Raw genomic sequence first — 24,124 nt, 5'->3', positions numbered from 1 at the left:
CAGGCTAACCTGAAACTTAGCGGCCAGGGGTCCATTCTGATGTGGTCAACGCCGTCAGCACGTGATCGCGCCACTGCCCGTCAATCAGCAGGTAATCTTTGGCATACCCTTCTTTTTCAAAACCCAGTCGGGCCAGCAAGTCACCACTACGTTTATTGTGTGGCATATAGTTCGCCATAATGCGGTGAATATGCTGCGTGCGCTGCATATAACGAATGGCCGAGGTTAAGGCTTCGTACATCAGCCCCTGCCCCTGCCACTTTTGCGCAATGGAATAGCCGAGATAACAGGCGTGGAAAGATCCCCGCACTACGTTCGAGAAATTCGCGACGCCGATAATCTCTTTTTCTTCCGGATCGAGCAGCGCAAAATAATACGCGGTGCCTTGTTTATGAAACTCAGAGATCATACTCAGACGCGCCTGCCAGCCGGAGGGATAACAGTGGCTTTCATCGCGAATAGGTTCCCAGGGTTTTAAGAAATGACGATTTTCTGCGTAATAATCTGCCAGACGCCAGGCATCACGCTCGTGCACCAAACGCACGACCAGGCGGTCCGTGGTTAAGCGCACTTTTGGCACGTTACTGCGATAGCCAAACATTCTATACCTACTCCTTCCCGTAACGTCTTCAATACGCTATTCGCGATACTATACCTGTGCAAATATGCCCTTTGAAAAGAGCAAATTGCCATTTTTTGAATTATTCACACATTTTGATGAAAACTCTCTATCAAGACGGACTTTTGATAAAAAAATATTGTCCCGCCAAGGGTGGGAAAAGCGATGACGACACCGCAGAATAGGAGGTGCTTATCTTTTAAACTCTAACCAGAGTGACGAGTTTTTCCCGGGAGGGGAAATGTCGCAAGTCTCGCAGGCAAGGAACCTGGGTAAATACTTCCTTCTCATCGATAATATGCTGGTCGTGCTGGGTTTCTTCGTCGTTTTCCCGCTGATCTCAATTCGCTTCGTCGACCAAATGGGCTGGGCTGCCGTTATGGTCGGGATCGCGTTAGGATTGCGTCAATTTATTCAGCAGGGTCTGGGTATTTTTGGCGGCGCTATTGCTGACCGTTTCGGCGCAAAACCAATGATCGTCACCGGTATGCTGATGCGCGCCGCCGGGTTCGCCACCATGGGTATTGCCCACGAGCCGTGGCTGCTATGGTTTTCCTGTTTTCTCTCCGGATTGGGCGGCACGCTGTTCGACCCTCCCCGCTCGGCGCTGGTGGTCAAACTGATCCGCCCGGAAAAGCGCGGGCGTTTTTTCTCTATCCTGATGATGCAGGATAGCGCAGGCGCCGTGGTTGGCGCGTTACTTGGCAGTTGGCTGTTACAGTACGATTTTCGCCTGGTCTGCGCGACAGGAGCCATTTTGTTTGTTCTGTGCGCGGCGTTTAACGCCTGGCTACTCCCGGCATGGAAATTGTCGACGGTGAAAATTCCGGTGCGTGAAGGGATGGGCCACGTGATGCATGACAAACGTTTTGTCACCTATGTTCTGACGCTGGCGGGTTATTACATGCTGGCGGTACAGGTGATGTTAATGCTGCCAATCATGGTGAACGACATCGCTGGCTCGCCTGCCGCGGTGAAATGGATGTATGCCATCGAAGCATGCCTCTCGTTAACGCTGCTCTACCCGATTGCCCGCTGGAGTGAAAAACGTTTTCGCCTTGAACATCGCCTGATGGCCGGTCTGCTGGTAATGTCTCTCAGCATGATGCCCATCGGTCTGGTCGGCAATCTACAGCAGCTATTCACGCTGATCTGCACCTTCTATATTGGCTCGATCATCGCCGAACCGGCGCGTGAGACCCTGAGCGCCTCGCTGGCCAATGCACGGGCTCGAGGAAGTTACATGGGCTTCAGCCGACTGGGCCTCGCCATCGGCGGAGCAATTGGTTATGTCGGCGGCGGCTGGCTGTTTGATATGGGCAAAGCCCTGGCGCAGCCTGAATTGCCATGGATGATGCTCGGTATTATCGGCTTCATCACCTTCCTGGCTTTGGGCTGGCAATTCAGCCACAAACGCCCAACGCGCGGCATGCTGGAACCCGACGCCTGATAGCTAATCCGACGCTCGGGCACTTTTCAGTTTTTTCTGCTGGTGCCCGGGGCGCTGGTACTCGATGATGCTTTGTGTCACGATTACGCCACAAGCATCATGTTGAGGAACCCCATGAAAAAGCTTTTTTTTGCCGCTGCACTGATTGTCGGCGGCCTGTTGGTTGGTTGTAATCAACTTACGCAATACACGGTTAGCGAGCAAGAGATTAATCAGGCGCTGGCGAAGCATAATAACTTTTCAAAAGATATCGGTTTGCCCGGCGTTGCTGAAGCACACATCGTACTGAGCAATCTGGCCAGTCAGATAGGGCGTGAAGAGCCTAATAAAGTGACTCTGACGGGTGATGCCAACCTGGACATGAATTCCCTGTTTGGCAGTCAGAAAGCCACCATGAAGCTGAAGCTCAAAGCCTTACCGGTCTTCAATAAAGAGAAAGGCGCGATTTTTTTGCAAGAGATGGAAGTCGTGGACGCGACCGTGACACCAGAAAAAATGCAGTCGGTACTGCAAACGCTGATGCCGTATTTAAACCAATCGCTGCGTAATTACTTTAACCAACAACCTGCCTACATTCTGCAGGATGACAGCAGCCAGGGTGAAGCGCTGGCGAAAAAACTGGCGAAAGGTATAGAAGTGAAACCGGGCGAAATCATTATCCCCTTCACCGACTAATAAACCAGAGGGCGCTGATGCGCCCTTTTTTTTCGTGCAAACGAAAACGTTTCCGCTTATCCTTTGTTTCCGGCAAAAAAGACAATCCTCAGCCGGAGCATATTGATGACTGCACCATCCCAGGTTTTAAAGATCCGCCGCCCAGACGACTGGCATCTTCACTTTCGCGATGGCGACATGTTAAAAACTGTCGTGCCCTATACCAGTGAAATTTACGGCCGCGCCATTGTCATGCCGAACCTGGCACCGCCCGTCACCACAGTAGATGCAGCTATCGCTTATCGCCAACGCATTCTTGACGCGGTACCTGCCGGACACGACTTCACACCTTTAATGACCTGCTACTTAACGGATACGCTGGATCCCAATGAGCTGGAGCGTGGTTTCAACGAAGGCGTGTTCACCGCCGCGAAACTCTACCCGGCTAATGCCACCACCAACTCAACGCATGGCGTAACCTCTATTGACGCCATCATGCCGGTGCTGGAACGGATGGAAAAATTGGGTATGCCGCTGTTGGTGCATGGTGAAGTGACGCATGCGGATATTGATATTTTCGATCGCGAAGCACGCTTTATTGAGACAGTGATGGAACCGCTGCGTCAGCGTTTGACTGCGCTGAAAGTGGTGTTTGAACATATCACCACTAAAGATGCTGCCGAATATGTGCGCGACGGTAACGAGCTTCTCGCCGCCACTATTACGCCACAGCATTTAATGTTTAACCGCAACCACATGCTGGTCGGCGGCATTCGCCCGCACCTGTATTGTCTGCCAATCCTTAAACGTAACGTCCACCAACAGGCGCTGCGTGAACTGGTCGCCAGCGGATTTAGCCGTGCATTCCTTGGTACCGACTCAGCGCCACATGCGCGTCATCGCAAAGAATCCAGTTGCGGCTGTGCCGGGTGTTTTAACGCCCCGACCGCGCTGGGCAGCTATGCCACCGTATTTGAAGAGATGAATGCGCTGAGCCATTTTGAAGCCTTCTGCTCACTCAATGGCCCGCAATTCTATGGTCTGCCGGTGAATGAGACTTTTATTGAGCTTGAACGCGTGGAGCACCATGTCCCGGAGAGCATTGCGCTGGCAGATGACACACTGGTGCCTTTCCTGGGTGGCGAAACGGTACACTGGTCAGTAAAAAGCTAAAAAAAGTGTAGCCAACTGATTTGAATAACTGTATAAATAAACAGTATATTCAACAGGGGGCTATTATGCGTATTGAAGTCACTATTGCCAAAACTTCACCTTTGCCTGCCGGTGCGATTGACGCACTGGCAGGTGAACTCTCCCGTCGTATTCATCATCATTTTCCGGATAACGAAGGTAACGTTACTGTCCGTTATGCCGGGGCTAACAATCTGTCGGTAATTGGCGCGACCAAAGAGGATAAAGAACGCATCAGCGAGATCCTGCAGGAGACCTGGGAAAGCGCGGATGACTGGTTTATCAACGAATAAATAATGATATGCAGTGATGTTTGTTTGCCGGGTCGCCCCGGCTTTTTTATACGCACAGTTTTTAAAACAAATGCAGATTCAACCTTGCCGGCATTTAATTTAATATTAATTTCCTGGTCATCTTTTAACCAGAACAACAAAATAATTGTGCAACTTGCTAAAAAAAAATGAATGACATGTTGTTTTATTAGTCAGATAACGCTGAAAACCAAAAATTTATGCGCAGCCCTCTTTAAATTTTCAATGAATACCCTTATTTATTGATATACTGAAGTTGCTTCAGAAAAAAATGCATTGAACCTCGAAAACCGTTGTCTAGTAACACGAATTAGGGGGCATGATGGAAAAGAATAATGAAGTCATTCAGACTCATCCGCTTGTAGGATGGGACATCAGCACCGTTGATAGCTACGATGCGCTGATGCTGCGTTTGCACTACCAGACCCCGAATCGACCGGACCCGGATGGGACTGAAGTTGGACAAACGCTCTGGTTAACCACTGATGTTGCCAGGCAATTTATTTCGATATTAGAAGCAGGAATCGCCAAAATTGAATCCGGCGATTACCAGGTAAATGAGTATCAGCGCCATTAAATCTGATACATCCAACCATCAAAAGGCACCTTAACGGTGCCTTTCTTATTTCCAGGTTGAATATTCCGGGTCAGTTATTTACCCTGCTACTATCGCGATTGCAGAGAGAAGCGGATGAAATACGACTTAATCATTATTGGCAGCGGTTCCGTGGGTGCCGCAGCCGGATACTATGCCACTCGCGCCGGTCTGAACGTTCTGATGATCGATGCGCATATGCCACCGCATCAACAGGGGAGCCACCACGGCGACACACGATTAATTCGTCATGCATATGGCGAAGGTGAAAAATACGTTCCGCTAGTGCTGCGCGCGCAAACATTGTGGGATGAACTTTCGACCCAAAATGAAGAATCGATTTTTGTTCGCTCCGGTGTGATCAACCTCGGTCCGGCTGATTCAACCTTCTTAGCTACCGCAGCGCAAAGCGCGAAACAGTGGCAACTCAACGTCGAACATCTTGATGCCGCCGCCATCATGGCTCGCTGGCCCGAGATTCGCGTACCTGAAAATTATATTGGTCTGTTTGAAGCTGAGTCAGGCTTTTTGCGTAGTGAGTTAGCGATTAAAACCTGGATCCGCCTGGCTGAAAAAGCGGGCTGCGCACAGCTGTTTAAATGCCCGGTCACGGCCATTCATCATAGTGATGATGGCGTCACGGTAGAAACCGCCGACGGTGACTACCACTCCAAAAAAGCCCTGGTCAGTGCCGGGACATGGGTGCAGGCATTAGTACCGGAACTGCCGATACAGCCAGTGCGCAAAGTGTTCGCATGGTATCAGGCCGATGGGCGCTACAGCGTTAAAAATAACTTCCCGGCCTTTACCGGCGAATTACCAAATGGCGATCAGTTCTACGGTTTTCCGGCAGATAACGATGAACTAAAAATTGGTAAGCACAACGGCGGACAGGCAATTCACGCTGCCGAAGAGCGCAAGCCGTTTGCTGCTGTGGCCAGCGATGGCTCCGAAGCCTTCCCATTCCTGCGTACAGTTCTGCCAGGCATTGGCTGTTGTCTGCACGGTGCATCCTGCACTTACGATAATTCGCCGGATGAAGACTTTATCATTGATACGCTACCTGAGCATGACAATACCCTGATCATCACCGGACTGAGCGGGCATGGCTTTAAGTTTGCCTCCGTACTGGGGGAAATCGCAGCAGATTTTGCGCAGGACAAAGCGCCAGCCTTTGACCTGACGCCATTCAGGTTGAGTCGCTTTAAGTAATAATGCATTAATGGCCTCATGGTGAGGCCATTTTTAATGACAGGAATAACATTGATGCGGCGCATCTTTCATTATCTGGTAAATAATATTCGTGAGCATCTTATGCTTTACATTATTTTATGGTCGCTGCTGGCAATTATGGATGTGATATATATTATGTTTTTCTGATCGTATCTGGCTGACATTAATTGACAAAAACTGATAATTACTTAATTTTCATTGCAATAAACTGAACAAGAAAAACCCCATTCGCACCGTGTAATAAAGCCATCCCCTCGCACATTCCCTCTAATCATTTGATGATTATGTTCATACTCAATCAATTTAATTGATTTAAAAATAAATATCATCACCATTGTTATTTATTAGTTGCATTAATGTCTTTTACACGCCATTTTTATTCACTCCTGAAATATCTCGCGGTGTTCTTATGCAATACACTAATAGTCCACAGCGCTATGGCGTGGTGTCAGTCGCGTTACATTGGCTGGTTGCGATTGCTGTATATGGCATGTTTGCGTTGGGTTTATGGATGGTCACGCTCAGCTATTACGATGGCTGGTATCACCAGGCCCCTGAACTGCATAAAAGCATCGGAATCCTGCTCATGATGGGACTGGTCATCCGCGTTGCCTGGCGGTTGTTCTCCCCTCCTCCTCCTGCGCTGACAAGCTATTCCCGTTTAACCCGCATCGCAGCGGCAATGGGCCACCTTACACTGTACGCCCTGCTCTTTTCGATTGTTATCAGCGGTTATCTGATCTCGACCGCAGATGGCAAAGCGATAAGCGTATTTGGTTGGTTCGATATTCCCGCCACTCTTGCCAACGCGGGCGCTCAGGCCGACCTTGCCGGCAGCTTGCACCTGTGGCTTGCATGGAGCGTGGTGGTTTTATCGCTTCTTCATGGGCTTATGGCCCTGAAACATCACTTTATCGATCACGACGATACCCTGAAGCGCATGTTGGGAAAATCGTCATCTGACTATGGAGCTTAAAATGAAAAAAAACCTGCTGGGATTGACACTCGCCTCTCTGTTATTCACGGCCGGCTCAGCCATGGCGGCAGATTACAAAATTGACAAAGAGGGACAGCATGCCTTTGTTAATTTCCGTATTCAGCACCTGGGTTACAGCTGGTTGTATGGCACGTTTAAAGATTTCGACGGTACATTCACCTTTGATGAAAAAAATCCTGCTGCCGATAAGGTCAACGTCACCATCAACACCAACAGTGTTGACACCAATCACGCCGAACGTGACAAACACCTGCGCAGCGCAGAGTTCCTTAACGTGGCCAAATTCCCGCAGGCGACCTTTAGCTCCACCAGCGTGAAGAAAGAGGGGAACGACCTCGATATCACCGGTAATCTGACCCTGAACGGCGTCACCAAACCGGTTACACTGGATGCGAAACTGATCGGTCAGGGTGGCGATCCATGGGGTGGCACGCGCGCCGGTTTTGAAGCGCAAGGCAAAATTAAGCTGAAGGACTTCAACATCACCACCGATCTCGGCCCTGCTTCGCAGGAAGTCGATTTAATCATCTCAGTGGAAGGTGTGCAGCAGAAGTAACGTATGAGTGTTGCCGGATGAGGTGACAGCCATCATCCGGCAAAATTTTATTGCGCGGGATCCGGAATACCCAGTTTGGTATTCAGACGACCGCGGGATTTATTAAAGATTTTGTTGCCATTTTCACGCCCGGCGCGACGACGTCGTTGCTCTTCTTCTGGCAACTCACTCTCTTCGCAGCACAGCTCACTGCAGCAGCCTTTATACTGCTGCGCGCAAGCCGGGCACTGAATAAACAGCAGATGGCAGCCATCATTTTTACAATTAGTGTGGCTGTCGCATGCGGTTCCGCACTGATGACAATGCGCGATAACATCTTCAGAGATCCTTTCGCCCATGCGCTCATCAAAAACGAAATTTTTGCCGATGAAACGTACCGGAAGCCCCTGTTCACGCGCCTTGCGGGCATATTCAATAATACCCCCCTCAATGTGCCAGACTTTGCTAAATCCGTTGTGCTTCATCCAGGCGCTGGCCTTCTCACAGCGGATCCCGCCCGTGCAGTACATAACGATCTTTTTATCTTTATGCTCCTGCATCATTTCAACCGCTTTCGGCAACTGGTCACGGAACGTGTCTGCCGGGATCTCCAGCGCATTCTCGAAGTGCCCCACTTCATATTCATAGTGGTTGCGCATATCAATGAATACCGCGTCAGGGTCGTCCAACATGGCGTTCACTTCAGCCGCCTTCAGGTAGTCACCCACGTCGCTGGCGTTAAAGTCAGGATCATCAATCCCATCCGCCACAATGCGTTCGCGAACTTTCATGCGTAGCACCCAGAATGATTTTCCGTCATCGTCCAGGGCGATATTAAGGCGTAATCCATCCAGGGCAGGATCGAACGCATACAGCTGTTGGCGGAATGCATCCACGTTGCTTTGCGGCACGCTAATTTGCGCGTTAATGCCTTCATGGGCAAGATATACACGCCCGAACACATTCAACGCAGTGAACAGTTGGTACAGCGCATCACGCGTATGTTGCGGGTCATCGATGGTGAAATATTTATAAAACGAGATCGTCGTGCGCGGCTCAGTCTCGGCCAGCATTTTGGCTTTGAGCGCGTCGTTTGAAATGCGGTTGTGTAACACTGGCATGGTGTACGTATCCTGCAAATTGGGAGTAAATGAAAATCGGCGGCATAATAAAGCAAACATCGCCAATTTACATCCACACATTTTACGCTACATTTCATACTTCACGATAAAAACACAACAACAATTGCCGATTTAATCACCGTTCTCCCGTCACAAATTTTTGATACGCGCGAAAAAATGCGACAATACAGGGAATTGGTCGTTTGAAGACAGGATAGACATGACGAATTTACCCAAGTTTTCGGCTGCACTACTGCATCCACGTTATTGGTTAACCTGGCTGGGTATTGGCATCCTTTGGTTAATCGTGCAGTTACCCTACCCGGTACTTTATAAGTTGGGCTGTGCATTAGGTCGTCTGGCGTTACGTTTGATGAAACGCCGGGCAAAAATCGTTTCACGTAATCTGGAGCTGTGCTTCCCGCAGATGAGTGAGCAGGAACGCCAGCAGATGGTCGTCAGGAACTTCGAGTCCGTCGGCATGGGCGTGATGGAAACCGGGATGGCCTGGTTTTGGTCCGATAAGCGCATTTCACGCTGGACAGAAGTGATTGGTATGGAACATATCCGTGACGTTCAGGCGCAAAAGCGGGGGATCCTGTTAGTCGGCCTACACTTTCTGACCCTGGAACTGGGTGCGCGTCAGTTTGGTTTGCAGGAGCCAGGTATCGGTGTGTATCGTCCTAATGACAACCCACTGCTCGACTGGTTACAGACCTGGGGCCGCATGCGCTCTAATAAATCAATGCTTGATCGTAAAGACCTGAAAGGAATGATTAAAGCGTTGAAAAAAGGCGAAGTGGTCTGGTATGCACCGGATCATGACTACGGCCCTCGCGCCAGCGTGTTTGTACCGCTGTTTGCCGTTGAACAGGCCGCTACGACCTCCGGGACCTGGATGCTTTCACGCATGTCGAATGCCTGTCTGGTGCCATTTGTTCCTCGCCGTAAGCCCGACGGTAAAGGGTATCAACTGATTATGCTACCGCCAGAGTGTTCACCGCCGTTAGACGACGCGGAAACCACGGCTGCATGGATGAATAAGATCGTTGAACAATGCATCATGATGGCCCCAGAACAGTATATGTGGCTGCATCGTCGCTTCAAGACTCGTCCTGAAGGCGCCCCTTCCCTGTACTAACACGCGGTTGCAGTCCAGTGGGCTGCAACCCCTCCTTACTCGCTTTAGGTTTAACTGCTATCCGCATTGCAGCAACTATCAACCGGGCGCATAATTAGTCTGCTTACTTATATTCAATCGATAGCGCATACAGCGCCTCACACTGCGGATCGTTATGTCACCCTCAGATGCCCCCATAAACTGGAAACGCAACCTCACCGTTGCCTGGTTGGGTTGTTTTTTAACCGGCGCAGCATTTAGCCTGGTCATGCCCTTTTTGCCCTTGTACGTTGAGAGTCTCGGCGTCACGGGCCATAGCGCCCTGAACATGTGGTCAGGTCTGGTGTTCAGCATCACCTTTTTGTTTTCAGCTATCGCCTCCCCTTTCTGGGGTGGCCTTGCCGACCGCAAAGGGCGAAAAATCATGCTGCTGCGTTCCGCGTTGGGTATGGCTATTGTGATGCTGCTGATGGGGCTGGCGCAAAATATCTGGCAGTTCCTGGTTTTGCGCGCGCTGTTGGGTCTGCTCGGCGGTTTCATTCCCAACGCCAATGCGTTGATCGCCACCCAGGTTCCACGCAATAAAAGCGGCTGGGCGCTGGGAACGCTCTCTACCGGCGGCGTCAGTGGCGCACTGCTCGGGCCGCTGGCAGGTGGACTACTCGCTGACCAGTATGGATTGCGTCCCGTATTCTTCATTACCGCCAGCGTACTGCTGGTCTGTTTTATCCTGACGCTATTTTTTATCCGCGAGCGTTTTCAGCCGGTAAGCAAGAAAGAGATGCTGCACATACGTGAAGTCGTGGCCTCGTTAAAAAATCCCAAATTGGTGCTGAGCCTGTTTGTCACCACCTTAATCATTCAGGTGGCGACCGGTTCCATTGCGCCAATCCTGACGTTATACGTGCGGGAATTAGCCGGAAACGTCAGTAATATCGCGTTCATTAGTGGGATGATTGCCTCCGTACCCGGCGTAGCGGCGTTAATCAGTGCCCCAAGGCTTGGCAAACTCGGTGACCGGATTGGCCCGGAGAAGATCCTGATCGTCGCACTGATTATTTCCGTGCTATTGCTGATTCCAATGTCATTTGTACATACGCCCTGGCAATTGGGCGTTCTGCGTTTTTTATTGGGTGCTGCCGATGGCGCTCTGCTCCCGGCGGTGCAAACGCTGCTGGTCTATAACTCAACCAATCAAGTTGCCGGGCGTATTTTCAGTTACAACCAGTCATTTCGCGACATCGGTAACGTAACGGGACCATTAATGGGGGCGGCAATATCCGCCAATTACGGCTTTCGCGCGGTTTTCTGCGTGACCGCGGGGGTTGTACTGTTTAACGCGATCTACTCGTGGAATAGCCTGCGCCGTCGCCGAAGCGTTGAGCTCGCTGGATGATTTGTCTATATTGCCTGAATCCGAAGAGTAAACTTTGCGTTTTCAGGCAGTATTCATTTTACTTTTAATGATAATAGTAACACACCTTATTCCTGCCAGAGTTTTTGGCGTCATACAACGCAGCATCGGCATAAGAAACAACTTTATCCGCCGAATCATCATCAGCTTTGCTACAATATACACCGATGCTGATCGTCATCTTTTCTTTTAAATCATAGGCATTGGGTATGGTCGTTCCATGCTCAACATTTCTTCTGATTCGTTCTGCAACGACAAGAACTTCATCTTTATCCTTGCACTTAAGAAGAATAGCAAACTCTTCACCGCCAATGCGTGCAAAGATATCCGAGTCTCTAATTGACTTGTTGATTATATCAACAATACTTATTATTACCCGATCCCCCTCCTGATGCCCATAGGTATCGTTAATTCGTTTAAATTTGTCGATATCCAGGACCATTACGCAAACCACGCCTTTCGCTAGCGATGTTTTTAACGATCTATAGAACAGCTTTCGGTTGTATATTTTGGTCATGGCATCTTTGATAGCCGAATCCGTTTCTTTTTTTAGAATAATAAAAGTGTTATACATTAATATCGATATTATACAAAGGGTACTGATCACCTCAATCCCTCTGCTGATATACCAAATATACATACTATATTCATCTAAGCTTAATAGCAGTACATTAGTTAATATTCCTGAGCAACACAGTAAGCCGATACTTTTCCATAAAATATTATGTGTTTTAGTTTTAATGACCAAATATAGCAGAACCATCCCCCAGGCAACAATCAGTGAATAAATGTAGCCAATATGCCAGTGTACGGTTACGTTGTCGGGTTTTAAGCTCGTAATCTCAAGGGTCATGCCCGGATTATAACTGGCCAGGCTATGCGCCAGTACAGCGATAGCCAACATTATTAAAAACGCTACCGCTATATAGCATGGTTCTCTTTCTTTAGTTTCAATTACTGTCGAAGATGCTTTATAAGATTTCAAGGATACAAATAACAAGGCAATAAAACTAAGTTGGCGAAAATAATAGAATATAGCGATATCGTTAGTTCTTTTTTCTATCGAAGTGTGATCATTAATTAAATCCTGAACGATATAAATAGTTTCCACAAAGAAAATATTATTGCTAAGAAACGCCATGCCTAAGATCATAAGACACGTTAGATCTTTCCTGCATAAATACTGAAACAACATAAAAAGGAAAATAATTCCATATAAAAAGAACAAGCCTACTATGATAATCAAATATATTGTTTGCGGAACGCTCTGTATTGTTAATTTAAACTGCGTAAGACATAACCCACCAAGAATATAGCTGATTAAGCAAGTTATATAGAACGCCATCAACTTCCTGTTATTTGAATTACTGTTTTCCATAACATCCTTAGGAGTATTCTTGAGTTGGCATTTTATATAATAAAGCATAAGCATTTGCAATCTATATAGCCGTACAACTTCAGTGATATTTATTCATTTATTATTTAATGATTTTTTATCCATTTATAACACCCGGTATTAATCATCTATTATTAAGTATCTTTTTTTAAAACGCCTCACGCCATTAACAGATGTTGCACATGGCGGATACTTAGTCATTACTTTTACGCTTCTTGAGTTCAGTACCCCTCAATAATTACCTCTGTGATTTTTTCACATTAATAAATATTTTTTCCTTTATTTTAATAAGGTTAGACATCCTCTCATCAGAACAATGGGCATTGGCACAATCAAAAACTCGAATAAATACGTATTAAATCTGAAGATTCATTTATATAACAGTATCGTTTATTTATTTGATTTTCATTACGCCACAGCTAACCACACACATTACCTTTTTTTCTCAAATTCGCGGTCGTCCATTACGCCAACTTCAGTATCTCGCATTGTAAATTTTTCCATACCAATCGAAGACGTCATCATAAAACCTTGTCGTCGCTACCAACGGCTGGCATTCATTTGGGTTAGCTCTGCAGTCAATGGGTTTGACGCTCCGCGGATCGAGGTCTATAGATTGAATCATCACCATTTATTGTTCACCTTAGGAGAAGATTATGGCAAAGAATGACATGTATTTTTATGCCACGCTGGAAGAGGCTATTGATGCTGCTCGTGAAGTGTTTCTGGCAGATAACCCGGGGCTGGAGGCTGACGATGCCAGTGTTCAGCAGCTAAGCGTACAAAAATACGTGCTACAGGATGGCGACATTATGTGGCAAGCAGAATTCTTTGCCGATGAGGATGATGTCGATGGTGAATGTCTGCCAATGCTAAGCGGTGAAGCGGCGCAAAGCGTTTTTGATGGTGATTATGATGAGATTGAAATTCGTCAGGAGTGGCAGGAAGAAAACACGCTTCACGAATGGGACGAAGGTGAATTTCAGCTGGAGCCTCCCCTTGATACCGAAGAGGGTCAGACCGCAGCCGATGAATGGGATGAGCGATAATTACTCGTAAGGTCCATGGTGAATGTCGAGCGGTAACAGCAGCGTATCAAACACCAGCGAAAACGGCAGGTCGAGGATGGTGACGTAGCGCCATGCGGAATCCCGGACATCCCACTGTACGCCTGGATAGTATTGGTTGCCGTGCCCTTGTCCTGGGATGGTCCGGCTAATAATGCTGCCGCATCCGCTCAGGAACAAGACCATCATCGCCACTGCCACTATTCGCATCTGGTACCCCATGACTCTTTTTATTAAGTATAAAAAAATACCGGCACCAGGCCGGTATTTTCACATTACAGAACGCTTATTTTTTCCTGAGCGCTAACGGATTCAGGGTCAGACCCTGATAGTAATTCACCCACGAAGAGTACTTATCAGGTGAATTCCAGACGCGATAATGTAAACGCGCCATGGTCACCGGATCGCTTAACAGCACAAGGCGACGATCGCGATTCAGTTTCTCCGGCGTTTCGTTCAGCGCCTGCTCCACATGACGGTCGCGTGCAATCTCAAGAACGTTACTGGCGCGGTGGCGCGCAGTCGCCATTGCCGTCGCCAGCGCGTTAAACGACGGGTTAAACACCGCATGCATAAAGCCGTCGTCCAGCGTACGATTACGGTTCATCACCAGGTAGTTATCTGTATCCACCAACACCTGTGGCGGAGAGTACTCTTCCGGGATCAGGAACAGCTTCCAACGTTTGGTTCGTAACCCAACCGTAGAACGACTGGAAATTACGGAAACAAACGGCGAGAGGATCAGCGAGAAGACAATCGGCGCCAGCCAGAACAGAAAACGCAGATCCAGCCAGGCCATACCCACCGCCCACACCAGCCCCAGCAGTAGCTGAGAACCGTGACGCATAAACGCTTCCCCCCACGGGGTTGAATCGTCATCACGCTGCGGCGAATTCCACACCACTTCCCAACCGAGGAATGCGCTCACCACGAAAACGGTATGGAACAGCATACGCACCGGCGCCAGCAGCACAGAGAACAGAACCTCCAGCAGCAGCGACAGCGTGACGCGAATAAATCCACCGTACTCTTTCGTCCCTTTACACCAGATAAGCAAAATGCTCAGCAGCTTCGGCAGGAACAGCAGCACCATGGTGGAGGCAAACAGCGCGATCGCCAGTTCAGGTCGCCATTGCGGCCATACCGGGAACAGCTGCCGCGGTTGCAGGAAATACTGCGGCTCCGTCAACGCATGGACTACCTGCAAGGCGGTAGACAGCGCGAGGAACATGAACCATAACGGCGCTGACAGATAGGACATAACGCCGGTCAGGAACACCGCGCGGTGAACCGGGTGCATCCCCTTGACCAGGAACAGACGGAAGTTCATCAGGTTACCGTGGCACCAGCGACGGTCACGCTTGAGTTCATCCAACAGGTTTGGCGGCAGCTCTTCATAAGAACCCGGCAGATCGTAAGCGATCCACACGCCCCAGCCGGCACGACGCATTAATGCCGCTTCCACGAAGTCATGGGAGAGGATCGAACCGGCAAATGAGCCTTCACCTGGTAACGGCGCCAGCGCACAGTGTTCAATAAACGGCTTCACGCGAATGATGGCGTTATGACCCCAGTAGTGCGATTCACCCAACTGCCAGAAGTGAAGCCCGGCGGTAAACAACGGGCCATAAACACGGGTCGCGAACTGCTGGCAACGCGCATACAGCGTATCCATACCGGAAGCCTTCGGCGAAGACTGGATAATCCCGGCGTTCGGATTTGCTTCCATCAGACGTACCAGACCGCTGAGACAGTCTCCGCTCATCACGGAGTCAGCGTCGAGCACTACCATATAGCTGTACTGATTCCCCCAACGGCGGCAGAAGTCATCGATGTTCCCGCTTTTGCGCTTCACACGACGACGACGACGACGGTAGAAAATCTGCCCTTCGCCCTGCACTTCAGCAATCAGTTCCATCCACGCTTTTTGTTCCGCTACGCAGATATCTGGGTTGTAGCTGTCGCTCAGGATGTAAACATCAAAATGCTCAGCGTTGCCCGTGGCTTTAACCGACTCCCACGTGGCGCGCAGCCCCGCGAATACGCGGTCAACGTCCTCGTTACAGATAGGCATAATCAGTGCGGTACGGTGTTCAGGATTCAGTGGTTCATCCCCTACCGTTGAGGCGGAGATACTGTACTTATCTCGCCCAATCAGCAGTTGCAGGAAGCCCATCAGCGCGGTCCAGAACCCCGCAGAGACCCAACAGAAAAGTACGGCAAACAAAATCAGAATGCCGGTCTGTAGCATGTAGGGCAGCAGTTGCATAAAGGACACCCACAGGTCCTGCCCCATCATGTCGACCGGATTTATGAATGCCCAACCCTGGTACGGAAGGATCGTCTTCATATACCAAGTTGCTACGACCGTTTGCGCCAGCGTTAAGATCAACAGCGTATAGCGGCGGATTGTGCCAACGGTACGCCATTTTTGCTCGCTCTCTTGTTCTTCTTTCGTCAAACGCGAAAGATAACGCGGAGTCACATCACGTCCACGCAGACGATCCCAAAAACGACCAACCGGGTTGGTACGCCAGGGATCGGGGAACATCGAAGTACGCGTTGCTTTTGGCATCGCCTGAAGCTGATCGCGTCCTTCATCGTCCTTAACCAACTGCTCTTTCGCCAGAGAATCTGGCCATGCTTGCTCAAGGCGAGCTTTCACTGAACCCTGCGGTGAATCATCTTCGCGCGAGTAAGTACGATGCTCGGCATCCAGCGCCTGATGAACGGCGCGGATGTCAGTTTTCGGCAGTGCCGCTTTTTCGATATCCGAAAGCGGCATTGCGTCAATATACTCAGTTGTCTTATTCATTGGCAGGTAACTGGTAGCTCCAGGTTTCACTCAACGTCTGATCGGCATTGACCAGAGCTGCTCGCATTTCAGTGGTTTTCTTCACGTCTTTCACCTTCACGCGCAGCATCAAACGCCAACCTTTAGTGACCGGGTTGTAACGCACGGTGTTTTCAACGATCTCGCCGTTGTCGCCAATGCTGGTTTGTGCGGTAACCGGGGTATCCTGCGGCAGCTTTTTCATGTCTGCGCCGGTAAAATCCACCACAAACGCGATAGTACCGTCTGGCTGACGAATCAGATTGGATTGTTTAACATCACCCGTAGAACGACGAGTCTGCTGTACCCAGGCATTTTCCGGCGCATGAAGCTTGTCTTCATCACGCGTGAACGTCAGGGAGTACTTGAAGTTCATCTCTTTGCCCGCTTCAGGCAGTTGATCCGGCGTCCAGTACGCGACGATATTATCGTTCGTTTCATCGTTAGTCGGAATTTCAACTAACTCAATCTTACCTTTGCCCCAGTCACCTTTTGGCGTGATCCAGGCGCTCGGACGCAGGTCGTAACGATCGTCAATATCTTCAAAACGCGAGAACTGACGACCACGCTGCAACAGACCGAAACCTTGCGGGTTTTCCATGGCAAAGCTGCTCACCGCGAGATGTTTCGGGTTGTTCAGCGGACGCCAAATCCACTCGCCGTTGCCAGCGTGGATAGACAAACCATTAGAGTCATGCAGTTCCGGACGATAGTTCGTTGCCGGAGATGGCTGGTTTGGGCCGAACAGGAACATACTGGTTAACGGCGCCACGCCCAGCTTGCCCACTTTGTCGCGCAGGTAAACTTTGGACTGAACATCAACAACCGTGTCGCGCCCCGGAATAATGACAAAGCGATACGCTCCGGTTGCGCGCGGAGAATCCAGCAAGGCGTAGATGGTTAAACGTTTGTCAGTCGGTTTCGGACGTTCGATCCAAAACTCACGGAAGCGGGGAAATTCTTCACCAGAAGGCAGAGCGGTATCGATCGCGAGACCGCGCGCAGAAAGACCGTAGACCTGGCCTGCGCCGAGAACACGGAAATAGCTGGCACCGAGCATGCTGACGATTTCATCGTTTTTATCTTTGCTGTTGATCGGATACAGCACCTTGAACCCGGCGAAACCGAGATCTTTTACCGTGTCTTTATCATGCTGAACATCGCCAAAATTAAAGTAATCCGGGCTATATTTGATTCTTTTCACCGCAGTGGCGGTAACTTCGTTGATTTTGACCGGCGTGTCGAAGTACATACCCTGGTGGTAGAACTCGAGCTTAAATGGGGTCTTGAGATTGCTCCAGTAAGCTTTATCGCGATTAAACTGGATCTGCTGATAATCCGCATATTTCATGTCGCGGAAAACGGAGGGCAAGTTACTTTTTGGCGCCTCATAGCCTTTACCGGCTAAGGATTGAGCTTGTTTTGCAACATCATCAATGCTGAACGCCCAGCTCGATGATGTGTACAGCGTTAACATGACTGCTGCACCCAACCAACGCATTTTCATCATTTGTAGTTTATGTTTCATAATTAGTAAGCACTTCCCCCTTTGTGTGCTTATATTGATCCGATCCATTTTAATGGATAATCGGGCATTCCGACAACTGAATCCCTGTATTGTTCGCGCGCTGGCTCATGCTTTAAGCAGCTTTGTCTGCTGTTTTCACTTTGCGTGCTTATCCTGGAGACAGGTTGTTGGACTTCGTGTAGGGTTGGCCTCGAATGTAACCATTATTCGTCTTAGGGATAAGACGAAAAGTCTGAGAATACGTAACTGTCTATGAGCTCTGTATCACCACCACGTGAATATTTTCTTGACTCCATCCGTGCCTGGCTAATGTTGTTAGGGATCCCCTTCCATATTTCTCTGATCTATTCCACCCATACCTGGCATGTGAACAGCGCAGAGCCATCGTGGTGGTTGACCCTTTTTAACGATTTTATCCATGCATTTCGCATGCAGGTCTTCTTTGTTATTTCGGGTTACTTTTCGTACATGTTATTTTTGCGCTATCCGCTAAAGCGGTGGTGGAAAGTACGTGTAGAACGCGTGGGAATCCCCATGCTGACGGCGATTCCATTGCTGACGCTGCCGCAATTTATCATGCTGCAATACGTGAAGGGCAAAGCAGACAGCTGGCATACTCTCAGCGGGTACGAAAAGTACAACACGCTGGCCTGGGAGCTTATTTCCCATCTGTGGTTTTTACTGGTTCTGGTGGTTTTAACGACCGTAAGCATGTGGGTATTTACCCAGATGAAAAATAAGACAATGCGTAGCGAAGGGGCTAACCCCTCTTCTGTGTCGATGAGCAAATTAACGCTGATTTTTATTTTATTGGGTATCGGTTATGCCGCCGTCAGGAGGGCGATTTTCATCCTCTACCCTTCAATTCTCAGCGATGGCATGTTTAATTTTATTGTTATGCAAACGCTGTTCTATGTGCCTTTCTTTATGCTCGGCGCACTGGCGTTTATCAATCCTACTCTGAAAGCGCTGTTTACCACGCCATCGCGCGGCTGCACGATAGGCGCAGCATTGGCGTTTGTCGCGTACCTGCTTAATCAACGTTATGGCAATGGCGATGCGTGGATGTATGAAACCGAATATGTCATCACCATGGTCATGGGGCTGTGGATGGTGAACGTCGTCTTTTCGCTTGGTCACCGTTTGTTGAATTTCCAGTCGGCTCGCGTGACCTATTTTGTCAACGCATCGCTGTTTATCTATTTAGTGCATCACCCTTTGACGCTGTTTTTTGGCGCGTATATCACACCGCATATCTCATCGAATCTGCTGGGCTTTTTCTGCGGCCTGCTGTTTGTGGTCGGGATTGCGGTGATACTGTACGAAATCCATTTACGCATACCGGTGCTGAAGTTTCTCTTCTCGGGTAAACCGCCCGTTAAGCAAGATAAAAATAAAGCTGTGGCCGGTTAATTTTTCTCTCATTACGTGGTTCAGAGCAGCCACTCAATGGGTAACACAGATGCAAGCTTCACCAGAACCCGCTTCCAGAATCCTGTGGCGGGTTCTTTTTTCAGTACCTGTTCGCTGCCGGAAGCGCGATCCACCCAATTAATTCTGCCCCAGCGGTCGAGGCGTAGTTGCCAGGCCATGTCACGCTGGCTCTGCATAAAACGTTTATGGATCACTTCAGCCAGCACTTCACTCTCAATCACAAACCCCATTTCCGTATTAAGCAGCGTTGAACGGGGATCAAAATTAAGCGAGCCGATAAATACTTTTCGGCCGTCAATACTGAAGGTTTTTGCATGCAGGCTGGACCCTGAATTACCGGTTAATCCGCGGTCGTGGACCACTGAAACGTGTTCGCGGGTAGGTTTAAGTTCGTATAATTCTACGCCGTAGCGCAGCAGTTTCTTTCGCCATCGCGCATAGCCCGCATGAACAATAGCCACATCATTCGCCGCCAGCGAATTGGTTAAAATAGCAATCTTGACGCCTTTCCTTACCATTCTCAAAAGCTGTGCTACCCCGGCGCGAGTTGGCACAAAGTAGGCGGAAATAATATCAATTCGCTCGCCAGGCGACCCCATCACATCAAACAAACGCTGCGGTAATAACGAATGGCGCGGCGCTTTCCCTTCACCTTTGGCTGGATCATCACTCAGCAAACGCGTTTTCGCCCAAATCAGCGGCAGCGACTGTTGATCAAGACTGGTCATAAACTGGCTGGTCTCCAGCTTGTGCAGATAGCGGCGAGTAATATCATCGTTATACCAGGATTCAGGCAGTTCGATACGCTGCAAGGAATCTGACTCCGACATCTCAAGTACGTTTTGTAACGTTGAAACAGAACGGCAGTGCCAGTAACGCTCAAAATCATCCGCAACATCTTTGACAACTGGCCCAATAGCCATGACGTCCAGATCGGAAAACAGCGGTTGCTCACCCGCCCCAAAATAGGCATCACCAATATTACGCCCGCCCACGATGGTCACCACACCGTCAGCGGTATAACTTTTATTGTGCATACGCCGATTAAGCCGGGCAAAATCGGTCAAATAGCCGAGGGCGCGCAGGATACGAAAGGAAAAGGGATTAAACAGACGAACTTGTATATTAGGATGGCTGTCCAGTAGCCGCAGCGTGTCATCAAGACCCGGCGTGTTGTTGTCATCCAACAGCAAGCGGACCTTCACTCCACGTTTCGCCGCAGCCAACAGGACAGAAAACAACAATAGCCCGGACATATCGTTCTCCCAGATGTAGTACTGCACATCCAGTGTACGTTCCGCCATTTCTGTTAGCCGATAACGAGCAGCAAAGGCATCCAGGCTGTCATCCAACGTAAGAATGCCACAGTCTCCAGGGTGGTTAGCGCAAAGTGGCGTGATAGCCCGCTCAAGTCGTGTCATATCAGTCCGTTATTGTCACCTTGCTGGGCAAGTAGTCTCTTGTAGAGTTGAGCGTTTTCTTCGTCAAAACAAACAAAGTATATTTGATCAGGAAGCGTACGACGGGTAATAAATTTCAACACCGTGTTTACCGCTATTTCTGCCGCTGCTGCGCGGGGATATCCGTAGGCTCCGGTACTGATTGCCGGAAATGCAATGGATTGATACCCATTGGCCAGGGCCAGTTGCAGCGTATTCAGATAGGCCTCTTCGAGACGTTCAGCCTCATGATGCTCTCCACCTTGCCAGACGGGTCCAACGGTATGAATAACCGATTTTGCAGGAAGTGCCCCCGCCAGCGTGATAACGGCATGACCGGTCGGGCATTGTCCCTGTTGCTGAATAACCTGTTTACAAGCCTCCAACAATGCAGGTCCGGCAGCGCGGTGGATCGCGCCATCAACACCACCGCCTCCCAGTAGCGTTGAATTCGCCGCGTTGACAATCACATCAACTGCGATCGTCGTAATATCGCCGTGTAATACATGCACGCGTGATTGCATAACTTCCCCCTGACAAAACACGATTCGTTAAGTGTACAGCAGGGTTTTCCTTGAAATGTCACTTTTTAACCACAAGTTTGCATGTCTAAGCCAGAATGGTTCATTTATATTCAATGTTCAGAATCGCCATGTTTTTCTGTTCATTGAGGTAATGCATTTTTACAGTGGCAATTTGCTGCACATTCTGAGGGGCTGTCGTGACCTGTTGATGATTGTAGAGGGTATTACGGGTAGAGCCATTACGTATACAAGACAATTCGATCTGTTGTTGTCGAGTGCTAACGTCGCAGGGCGCTTCAACTATTGCACCGCGAAAATGAATAACCCCGCCAGACGAGATTTGCTGTGCCACTGCGGGGAGAGTAAAAAAAGATAACGTACAAAAACTGGCGCTAAAAATACGTTTAAAAAATGTACACATAAGGGTTCCTCAATGATTAGTCATCCTTGAGGGATCTGAATGATCCTTCACCGCTGCGAGCTACGATCAAATAAAACGTTGTACGTTTCTATATTCATAGAACAGCACCGCATTCCCAGCCACACCCTTAATGCAAATACGGCAAAAATTATGGCTGACTGGTTGAGTCAGGCCATTGTTGTGACAGATGCAGAGACTGCCCATCCGAAACGGTAACGATAATTTTGACCGAATCCCCAGGTGAAATATTAAAGCTCAGTTTAGTTAGTTCAATCGGCCGATTAGCGGGGACCGAAAGGCTTGTTTTCTGCTGCGATTGGCTTTGTCCCCCCTCCCCCTTACGAACGGCAAGAACTTGTACCTCACATACGCAGGGTTGAGTTAACGTCACCTGTGGAATAATGGTGTACATATCGCCTTGCTGGGTCGTATTGAATGTTATTTGATTTGCCAGCGCGGCAATGAGTAATAACGTATGCATCATATTCTCCCGAAAAAAAACAGGGCTCACGCCCTGTTTATTATCAGTCAGAAAACTGAATTAGTGTTGGTTAGCTGTGGCGTTGTTGCCAAAGCCAACTTGACGAATCAGCACATTGGAATCAGAAGCGGTCTGATTAACCAACGCACCGTTACGGCCACCGAACTGGGTCACGCTAATATCAGCATTTTTTGCATTCCACTGATCGATAGTGGCGCTGTTCTGGAAGCCGGTCTGTTTCAGGTTAATGGTACTGTCATCAGCACCTTGACCTACAACAGCCCCGTTTCCACGCCCGTGTTGTGTGATGGTGACATCTGATTTACGCGCATCACTTTGCAGAGCATTCGCTACGTTGCCTGTCCCATATTGGTAGATGCTCATTGAAGAATCTGGGCCATAGTTATTACCGCCGCCATGATGATTGCCGCCCCATTGCGGAACAACACCAGCCAGAGCACTGCCAGAAACTACGATTGCTGCGAATGCTGCCACTTTTAAAAGTTTCATGGTAAACCCCCATCGGATTGATTTAAAAGTCGTTAATGGATTAGCGTTGAGTTACGCGAATTGCCATATGCGACTGTCTCTGCACCACAACTGCTGTTTTTTGTGTACCATACTGGGTAATATTTGCTTTATTACCAGAGCCTTTCTGGATAATTACCGCTGTATTACCATAAGAACCTTGTTTAATACTCGCGTCATTGGAACTACCCACCTGATCAATATATGCAAAGTTATATGATCCCGTCTGGTCTGTTTTCGCCCGGTTACCAGAACCTTCTTGCGAAATGACCGACAGTAGCTTCGAGCCGCCCTGACGAATATTTGCACTGTTCGCAGTGCCGACCTGACCAATAATGGCTGCCTGATTAAATGAAGACTTACTTAATTCATTTACCGCAAAGTTATATTCTGAATTAGCTAAATCATAACTTGCTGCGGATGCAATCCCAGGCACACCCAGTATTGTAAACATCATAAATAACAACTTGTTTTTCATGTTGTCACCCTGGACCTGGTCGTACATGAAGTTAAATTAGTTACCACTCAAATTGTTGTTAACATGACTTACATTTGTTAACGCCACGTTACGATGAAGAGTATGTCCGCTGAAACATTTTAAATAACTCACCCGCCAGTGGTATTTTTATATTTGGATTCACCCCAAAGTATTAATTAACAACAAACAATACCGTTACCGCCTTGAATTTAATTTCTTTTAAAGCCTTAAGAGTGAATTTCTATGCAGAGGCAGAAAAAGCGCATCCCCCTCCATTTCCGGGCTTCGTAGCATCGTGCTGCGATAGACATCGGTACAAGTCGTGACAAGCGTCATTTTTTTCAATCTAAAATTGTCCAACTTAAACTCAGGCGAGACAACCTGAATTCATCAGGAATTCAAAGCCGAAAAATTTTAATTTTTTTTATTTTAAATCAATGAGATATTATAATTTGTATGATTTTTTAAATCTATGCAATAAGCCTAAAATGTACAACTTTACTATCAAATCTAAACTCAATTAAAACCCCAAAATCACATTTTAATATATAAATTTACATTATGTAACATGTTTAACACTTGCTTTAAGATTTGTAATAGCTAGATTGAAAACAGTTGAAGTCCATTTATTTTGATATTTTTACCCCGTTGGGTCGATATTTTATTTCTACACAGCAGTGCAACATCTGTCAGTACTTCTGGTGCCTCTATTTTAGTAGAGACAGCTGTCAGGTGTGCGACTAAAAAAAGTGGAG

General features: G+C 48.5%; 23 protein-coding genes and 2 pseudogenes. 13 read left to right on the top strand and 12 right to left on the bottom strand.

All coding sequences use genetic code 11. The annotated features are described in order from the left end of the window. Nucleotides 1-16: 16 nt before the first annotated feature. Complete coding sequence (gene rimJ, locus FDX11_RS01930; RefSeq protein ID WP_006685101.1) at nt 17-601, bottom strand: ribosomal protein S5-alanine N-acetyltransferase; 585 nt, start codon at nt 599-601, stop codon at nt 17-19. Nucleotides 602-860: 259 nt separating this feature from the next. On the opposite strand from rimJ, the gene mdtH reads away from it, so the two are divergent. The 9 genes from mdtH to FDX11_RS01885 all read left to right on the top strand — a co-directional run bounded on the left by mdtH (nt 861) and on the right by FDX11_RS01885 (nt 7,606). Further along, complete coding sequence (gene mdtH / locus FDX11_RS01925) at nt 861-2,069, top strand: multidrug efflux MFS transporter MdtH (RefSeq protein ID WP_038639676.1); 1,209 nt, start codon at nt 861-863, stop codon at nt 2,067-2,069. A gap of 114 nt (nt 2,070-2,183) precedes the next feature. Then, the gene (locus FDX11_RS01920; protein WP_042309216.1) at nt 2,184-2,744 is read left to right on the top strand and encodes a lipoprotein; all 561 of its coding nucleotides are present in this window, start codon (nt 2,184-2,186) and stop codon (nt 2,742-2,744) included. Nucleotides 2,745-2,849: 105 nt separating this feature from the next. Beyond that, complete coding sequence (gene pyrC, locus FDX11_RS01915; RefSeq protein WP_042309218.1) at nt 2,850-3,896, top strand: dihydroorotase; 1,047 nt, start codon at nt 2,850-2,852, stop codon at nt 3,894-3,896. A 65-nt stretch (nt 3,897-3,961) separates the two neighbouring features. Next, nucleotides 3,962-4,207, top strand: a complete 246-nt coding sequence (gene dinI / locus FDX11_RS01910; protein WP_006685106.1) for a DNA damage-inducible protein I — start codon at nt 3,962-3,964, stop codon at nt 4,205-4,207. A gap of 340 nt (nt 4,208-4,547) precedes the next feature. Further along, nucleotides 4,548-4,802 (top strand): biofilm formation regulator BssS, encoded by a 255-nt coding sequence (gene bssS / locus FDX11_RS01905; RefSeq protein WP_003036154.1) that lies wholly within the window; start codon nt 4,548-4,550, stop codon nt 4,800-4,802. A 114-nt stretch (nt 4,803-4,916) separates the two neighbouring features. Then, nucleotides 4,917-6,032: an N-methyl-L-tryptophan oxidase gene (gene solA, locus FDX11_RS01900; RefSeq protein ID WP_137397394.1), complete on the top strand. Its 1,116-nt coding sequence runs from the start codon at nt 4,917-4,919 to the stop codon at nt 6,030-6,032. A gap of 54 nt (nt 6,033-6,086) precedes the next feature. Then, complete coding sequence (locus FDX11_RS01895) at nt 6,087-6,200, top strand: YceO family protein (RefSeq protein ID WP_003036148.1); 114 nt, start codon at nt 6,087-6,089, stop codon at nt 6,198-6,200. 262 nt (nt 6,201-6,462) lie between these two features. Next, nucleotides 6,463-7,029 (top strand): cytochrome b, encoded by a 567-nt coding sequence (locus FDX11_RS01890; protein WP_137397393.1) that lies wholly within the window; start codon nt 6,463-6,465, stop codon nt 7,027-7,029. A 1-nt stretch (nt 7,030) separates the two neighbouring features. Continuing rightward, the gene (locus tag FDX11_RS01885; RefSeq protein WP_079224682.1) at nt 7,031-7,606 is read left to right on the top strand and encodes a YceI family protein; all 576 of its coding nucleotides are present in this window, start codon (nt 7,031-7,033) and stop codon (nt 7,604-7,606) included. 47 nt (nt 7,607-7,653) lie between these two features. Here FDX11_RS01885 and FDX11_RS01880 read toward each other — a convergent pair whose 3' ends face one another. Continuing rightward, complete coding sequence (locus tag FDX11_RS01880) at nt 7,654-8,706, bottom strand: rhodanese-related sulfurtransferase (RefSeq protein WP_079224684.1); 1,053 nt, start codon at nt 8,704-8,706, stop codon at nt 7,654-7,656. Between the two features lie 220 nt (nt 8,707-8,926). On the opposite strand from FDX11_RS01880, the gene FDX11_RS01875 reads away from it, so the two are divergent. Together FDX11_RS01875 and mdtG are read left to right on the top strand one after the other, a co-directional pair. Next, complete coding sequence (locus tag FDX11_RS01875) at nt 8,927-9,847, top strand: Kdo(2)-lipid IV(A) acyltransferase (RefSeq protein ID WP_038639653.1); 921 nt, start codon at nt 8,927-8,929, stop codon at nt 9,845-9,847. Between the two features lie 154 nt (nt 9,848-10,001). Next, entirely contained in the window at nt 10,002-11,222 is a 1,221-nt protein-coding gene (gene mdtG, locus FDX11_RS01870; protein WP_042309229.1) for a multidrug efflux MFS transporter MdtG, read from the top strand. Between the two features lie 64 nt (nt 11,223-11,286). Here the strand turns inward: mdtG and FDX11_RS01865 are convergent, their stop codons facing one another. After that, nucleotides 11,287-12,618: a sensor domain-containing diguanylate cyclase gene (locus tag FDX11_RS01865; protein WP_079226180.1), complete on the bottom strand. Its 1,332-nt coding sequence runs from the start codon at nt 12,616-12,618 to the stop codon at nt 11,287-11,289. 689 nt (nt 12,619-13,307) lie between these two features. Between FDX11_RS01865 and FDX11_RS01860 the strand changes: the two genes are divergently transcribed. Further along, nucleotides 13,308-13,685 (top strand): MysB family protein, encoded by a 378-nt coding sequence (locus FDX11_RS01860; RefSeq protein WP_038643106.1) that lies wholly within the window; start codon nt 13,308-13,310, stop codon nt 13,683-13,685. On the opposite strand, the gene FDX11_RS01855 is transcribed toward FDX11_RS01860, so the two are convergent. The 3 genes from FDX11_RS01855 to mdoG all read right to left on the bottom strand — a co-directional run bounded on the left by FDX11_RS01855 (nt 13,686) and on the right by mdoG (nt 18,046). Then, nucleotides 13,686-13,913, bottom strand: coding sequence for a YceK/YidQ family lipoprotein (locus FDX11_RS01855; RefSeq protein ID WP_137397392.1), 228 nt, complete (start codon nt 13,911-13,913; stop codon nt 13,686-13,688). It abuts the gene before it with no gap. A 76-nt stretch (nt 13,914-13,989) separates the two neighbouring features. Beyond that, nucleotides 13,990-16,518 (bottom strand): glucans biosynthesis glucosyltransferase MdoH, encoded by a 2,529-nt coding sequence (gene mdoH / locus FDX11_RS01850; protein ID WP_042309231.1) that lies wholly within the window; start codon nt 16,516-16,518, stop codon nt 13,990-13,992. Further along, nucleotides 16,511-18,046: a glucans biosynthesis protein MdoG gene (mdoG, locus tag FDX11_RS01845; RefSeq protein WP_087857802.1), complete on the bottom strand. Its 1,536-nt coding sequence runs from the start codon at nt 18,044-18,046 to the stop codon at nt 16,511-16,513. Before mdoG ends, mdoH begins: the two co-directional genes overlap by 8 nt. A 270-nt stretch (nt 18,047-18,316) precedes the next feature. On the opposite strand from mdoG, the gene mdoC reads away from it, so the two are divergent. Next, the gene (mdoC, locus tag FDX11_RS01840; RefSeq protein ID WP_042309234.1) at nt 18,317-19,477 is read left to right on the top strand and encodes a glucans biosynthesis protein MdoC; all 1,161 of its coding nucleotides are present in this window, start codon (nt 18,317-18,319) and stop codon (nt 19,475-19,477) included. Between the two features lie 20 nt (nt 19,478-19,497). On the opposite strand, the pseudogene FDX11_RS01835 reads toward mdoC, so the two are convergent. From FDX11_RS01835 to csgB, 6 genes and pseudogenes are all read right to left on the bottom strand, one after another. Next, nucleotides 19,498-20,986 (bottom strand): annotated as a pseudogene (locus tag FDX11_RS01835) (phospholipase D family protein). Further along, nucleotides 20,934-21,461 (bottom strand): annotated as a pseudogene (ymdB, locus tag FDX11_RS01830) (O-acetyl-ADP-ribose deacetylase); the annotation flags it as partial. The pseudogenes FDX11_RS01835 and ymdB, both read right to left, overlap by 53 nt. A gap of 100 nt (nt 21,462-21,561) precedes the next feature. After that, nucleotides 21,562-21,882, bottom strand: coding sequence for a type 1 fimbrial protein (locus FDX11_RS01825; protein WP_042309240.1), 321 nt, complete (start codon nt 21,880-21,882; stop codon nt 21,562-21,564). Between the two features lie 148 nt (nt 21,883-22,030). Beyond that, a complete protein-coding gene (csgC, locus tag FDX11_RS01820) occupies nt 22,031-22,363 on the bottom strand; it encodes a curli assembly chaperone CsgC (RefSeq protein WP_042309242.1) in 333 nt (110 codons plus the stop codon). 60 nt (nt 22,364-22,423) lie between these two features. Further along, nucleotides 22,424-22,873: a curli major subunit CsgA gene (gene csgA / locus FDX11_RS01815; protein WP_042309244.1), complete on the bottom strand. Its 450-nt coding sequence runs from the start codon at nt 22,871-22,873 to the stop codon at nt 22,424-22,426. Between the two features lie 40 nt (nt 22,874-22,913). Further along, nucleotides 22,914-23,369 (bottom strand): curli minor subunit CsgB, encoded by a 456-nt coding sequence (csgB, locus tag FDX11_RS01810; RefSeq protein WP_079224689.1) that lies wholly within the window; start codon nt 23,367-23,369, stop codon nt 22,914-22,916. Nucleotides 23,370-24,124 lie beyond the last annotated feature (755 nt).

This window comes from Citrobacter sp. wls714, assembly GCF_005281025.1.
GTDB classification, from domain to species: domain Bacteria; phylum Pseudomonadota; class Gammaproteobacteria; order Enterobacterales; family Enterobacteriaceae; genus Citrobacter; species Citrobacter werkmanii.
The sequence above is the reverse complement of the archived record's forward strand: the minus strand, read 5'-3'. Positions and strand labels throughout refer to the sequence as shown.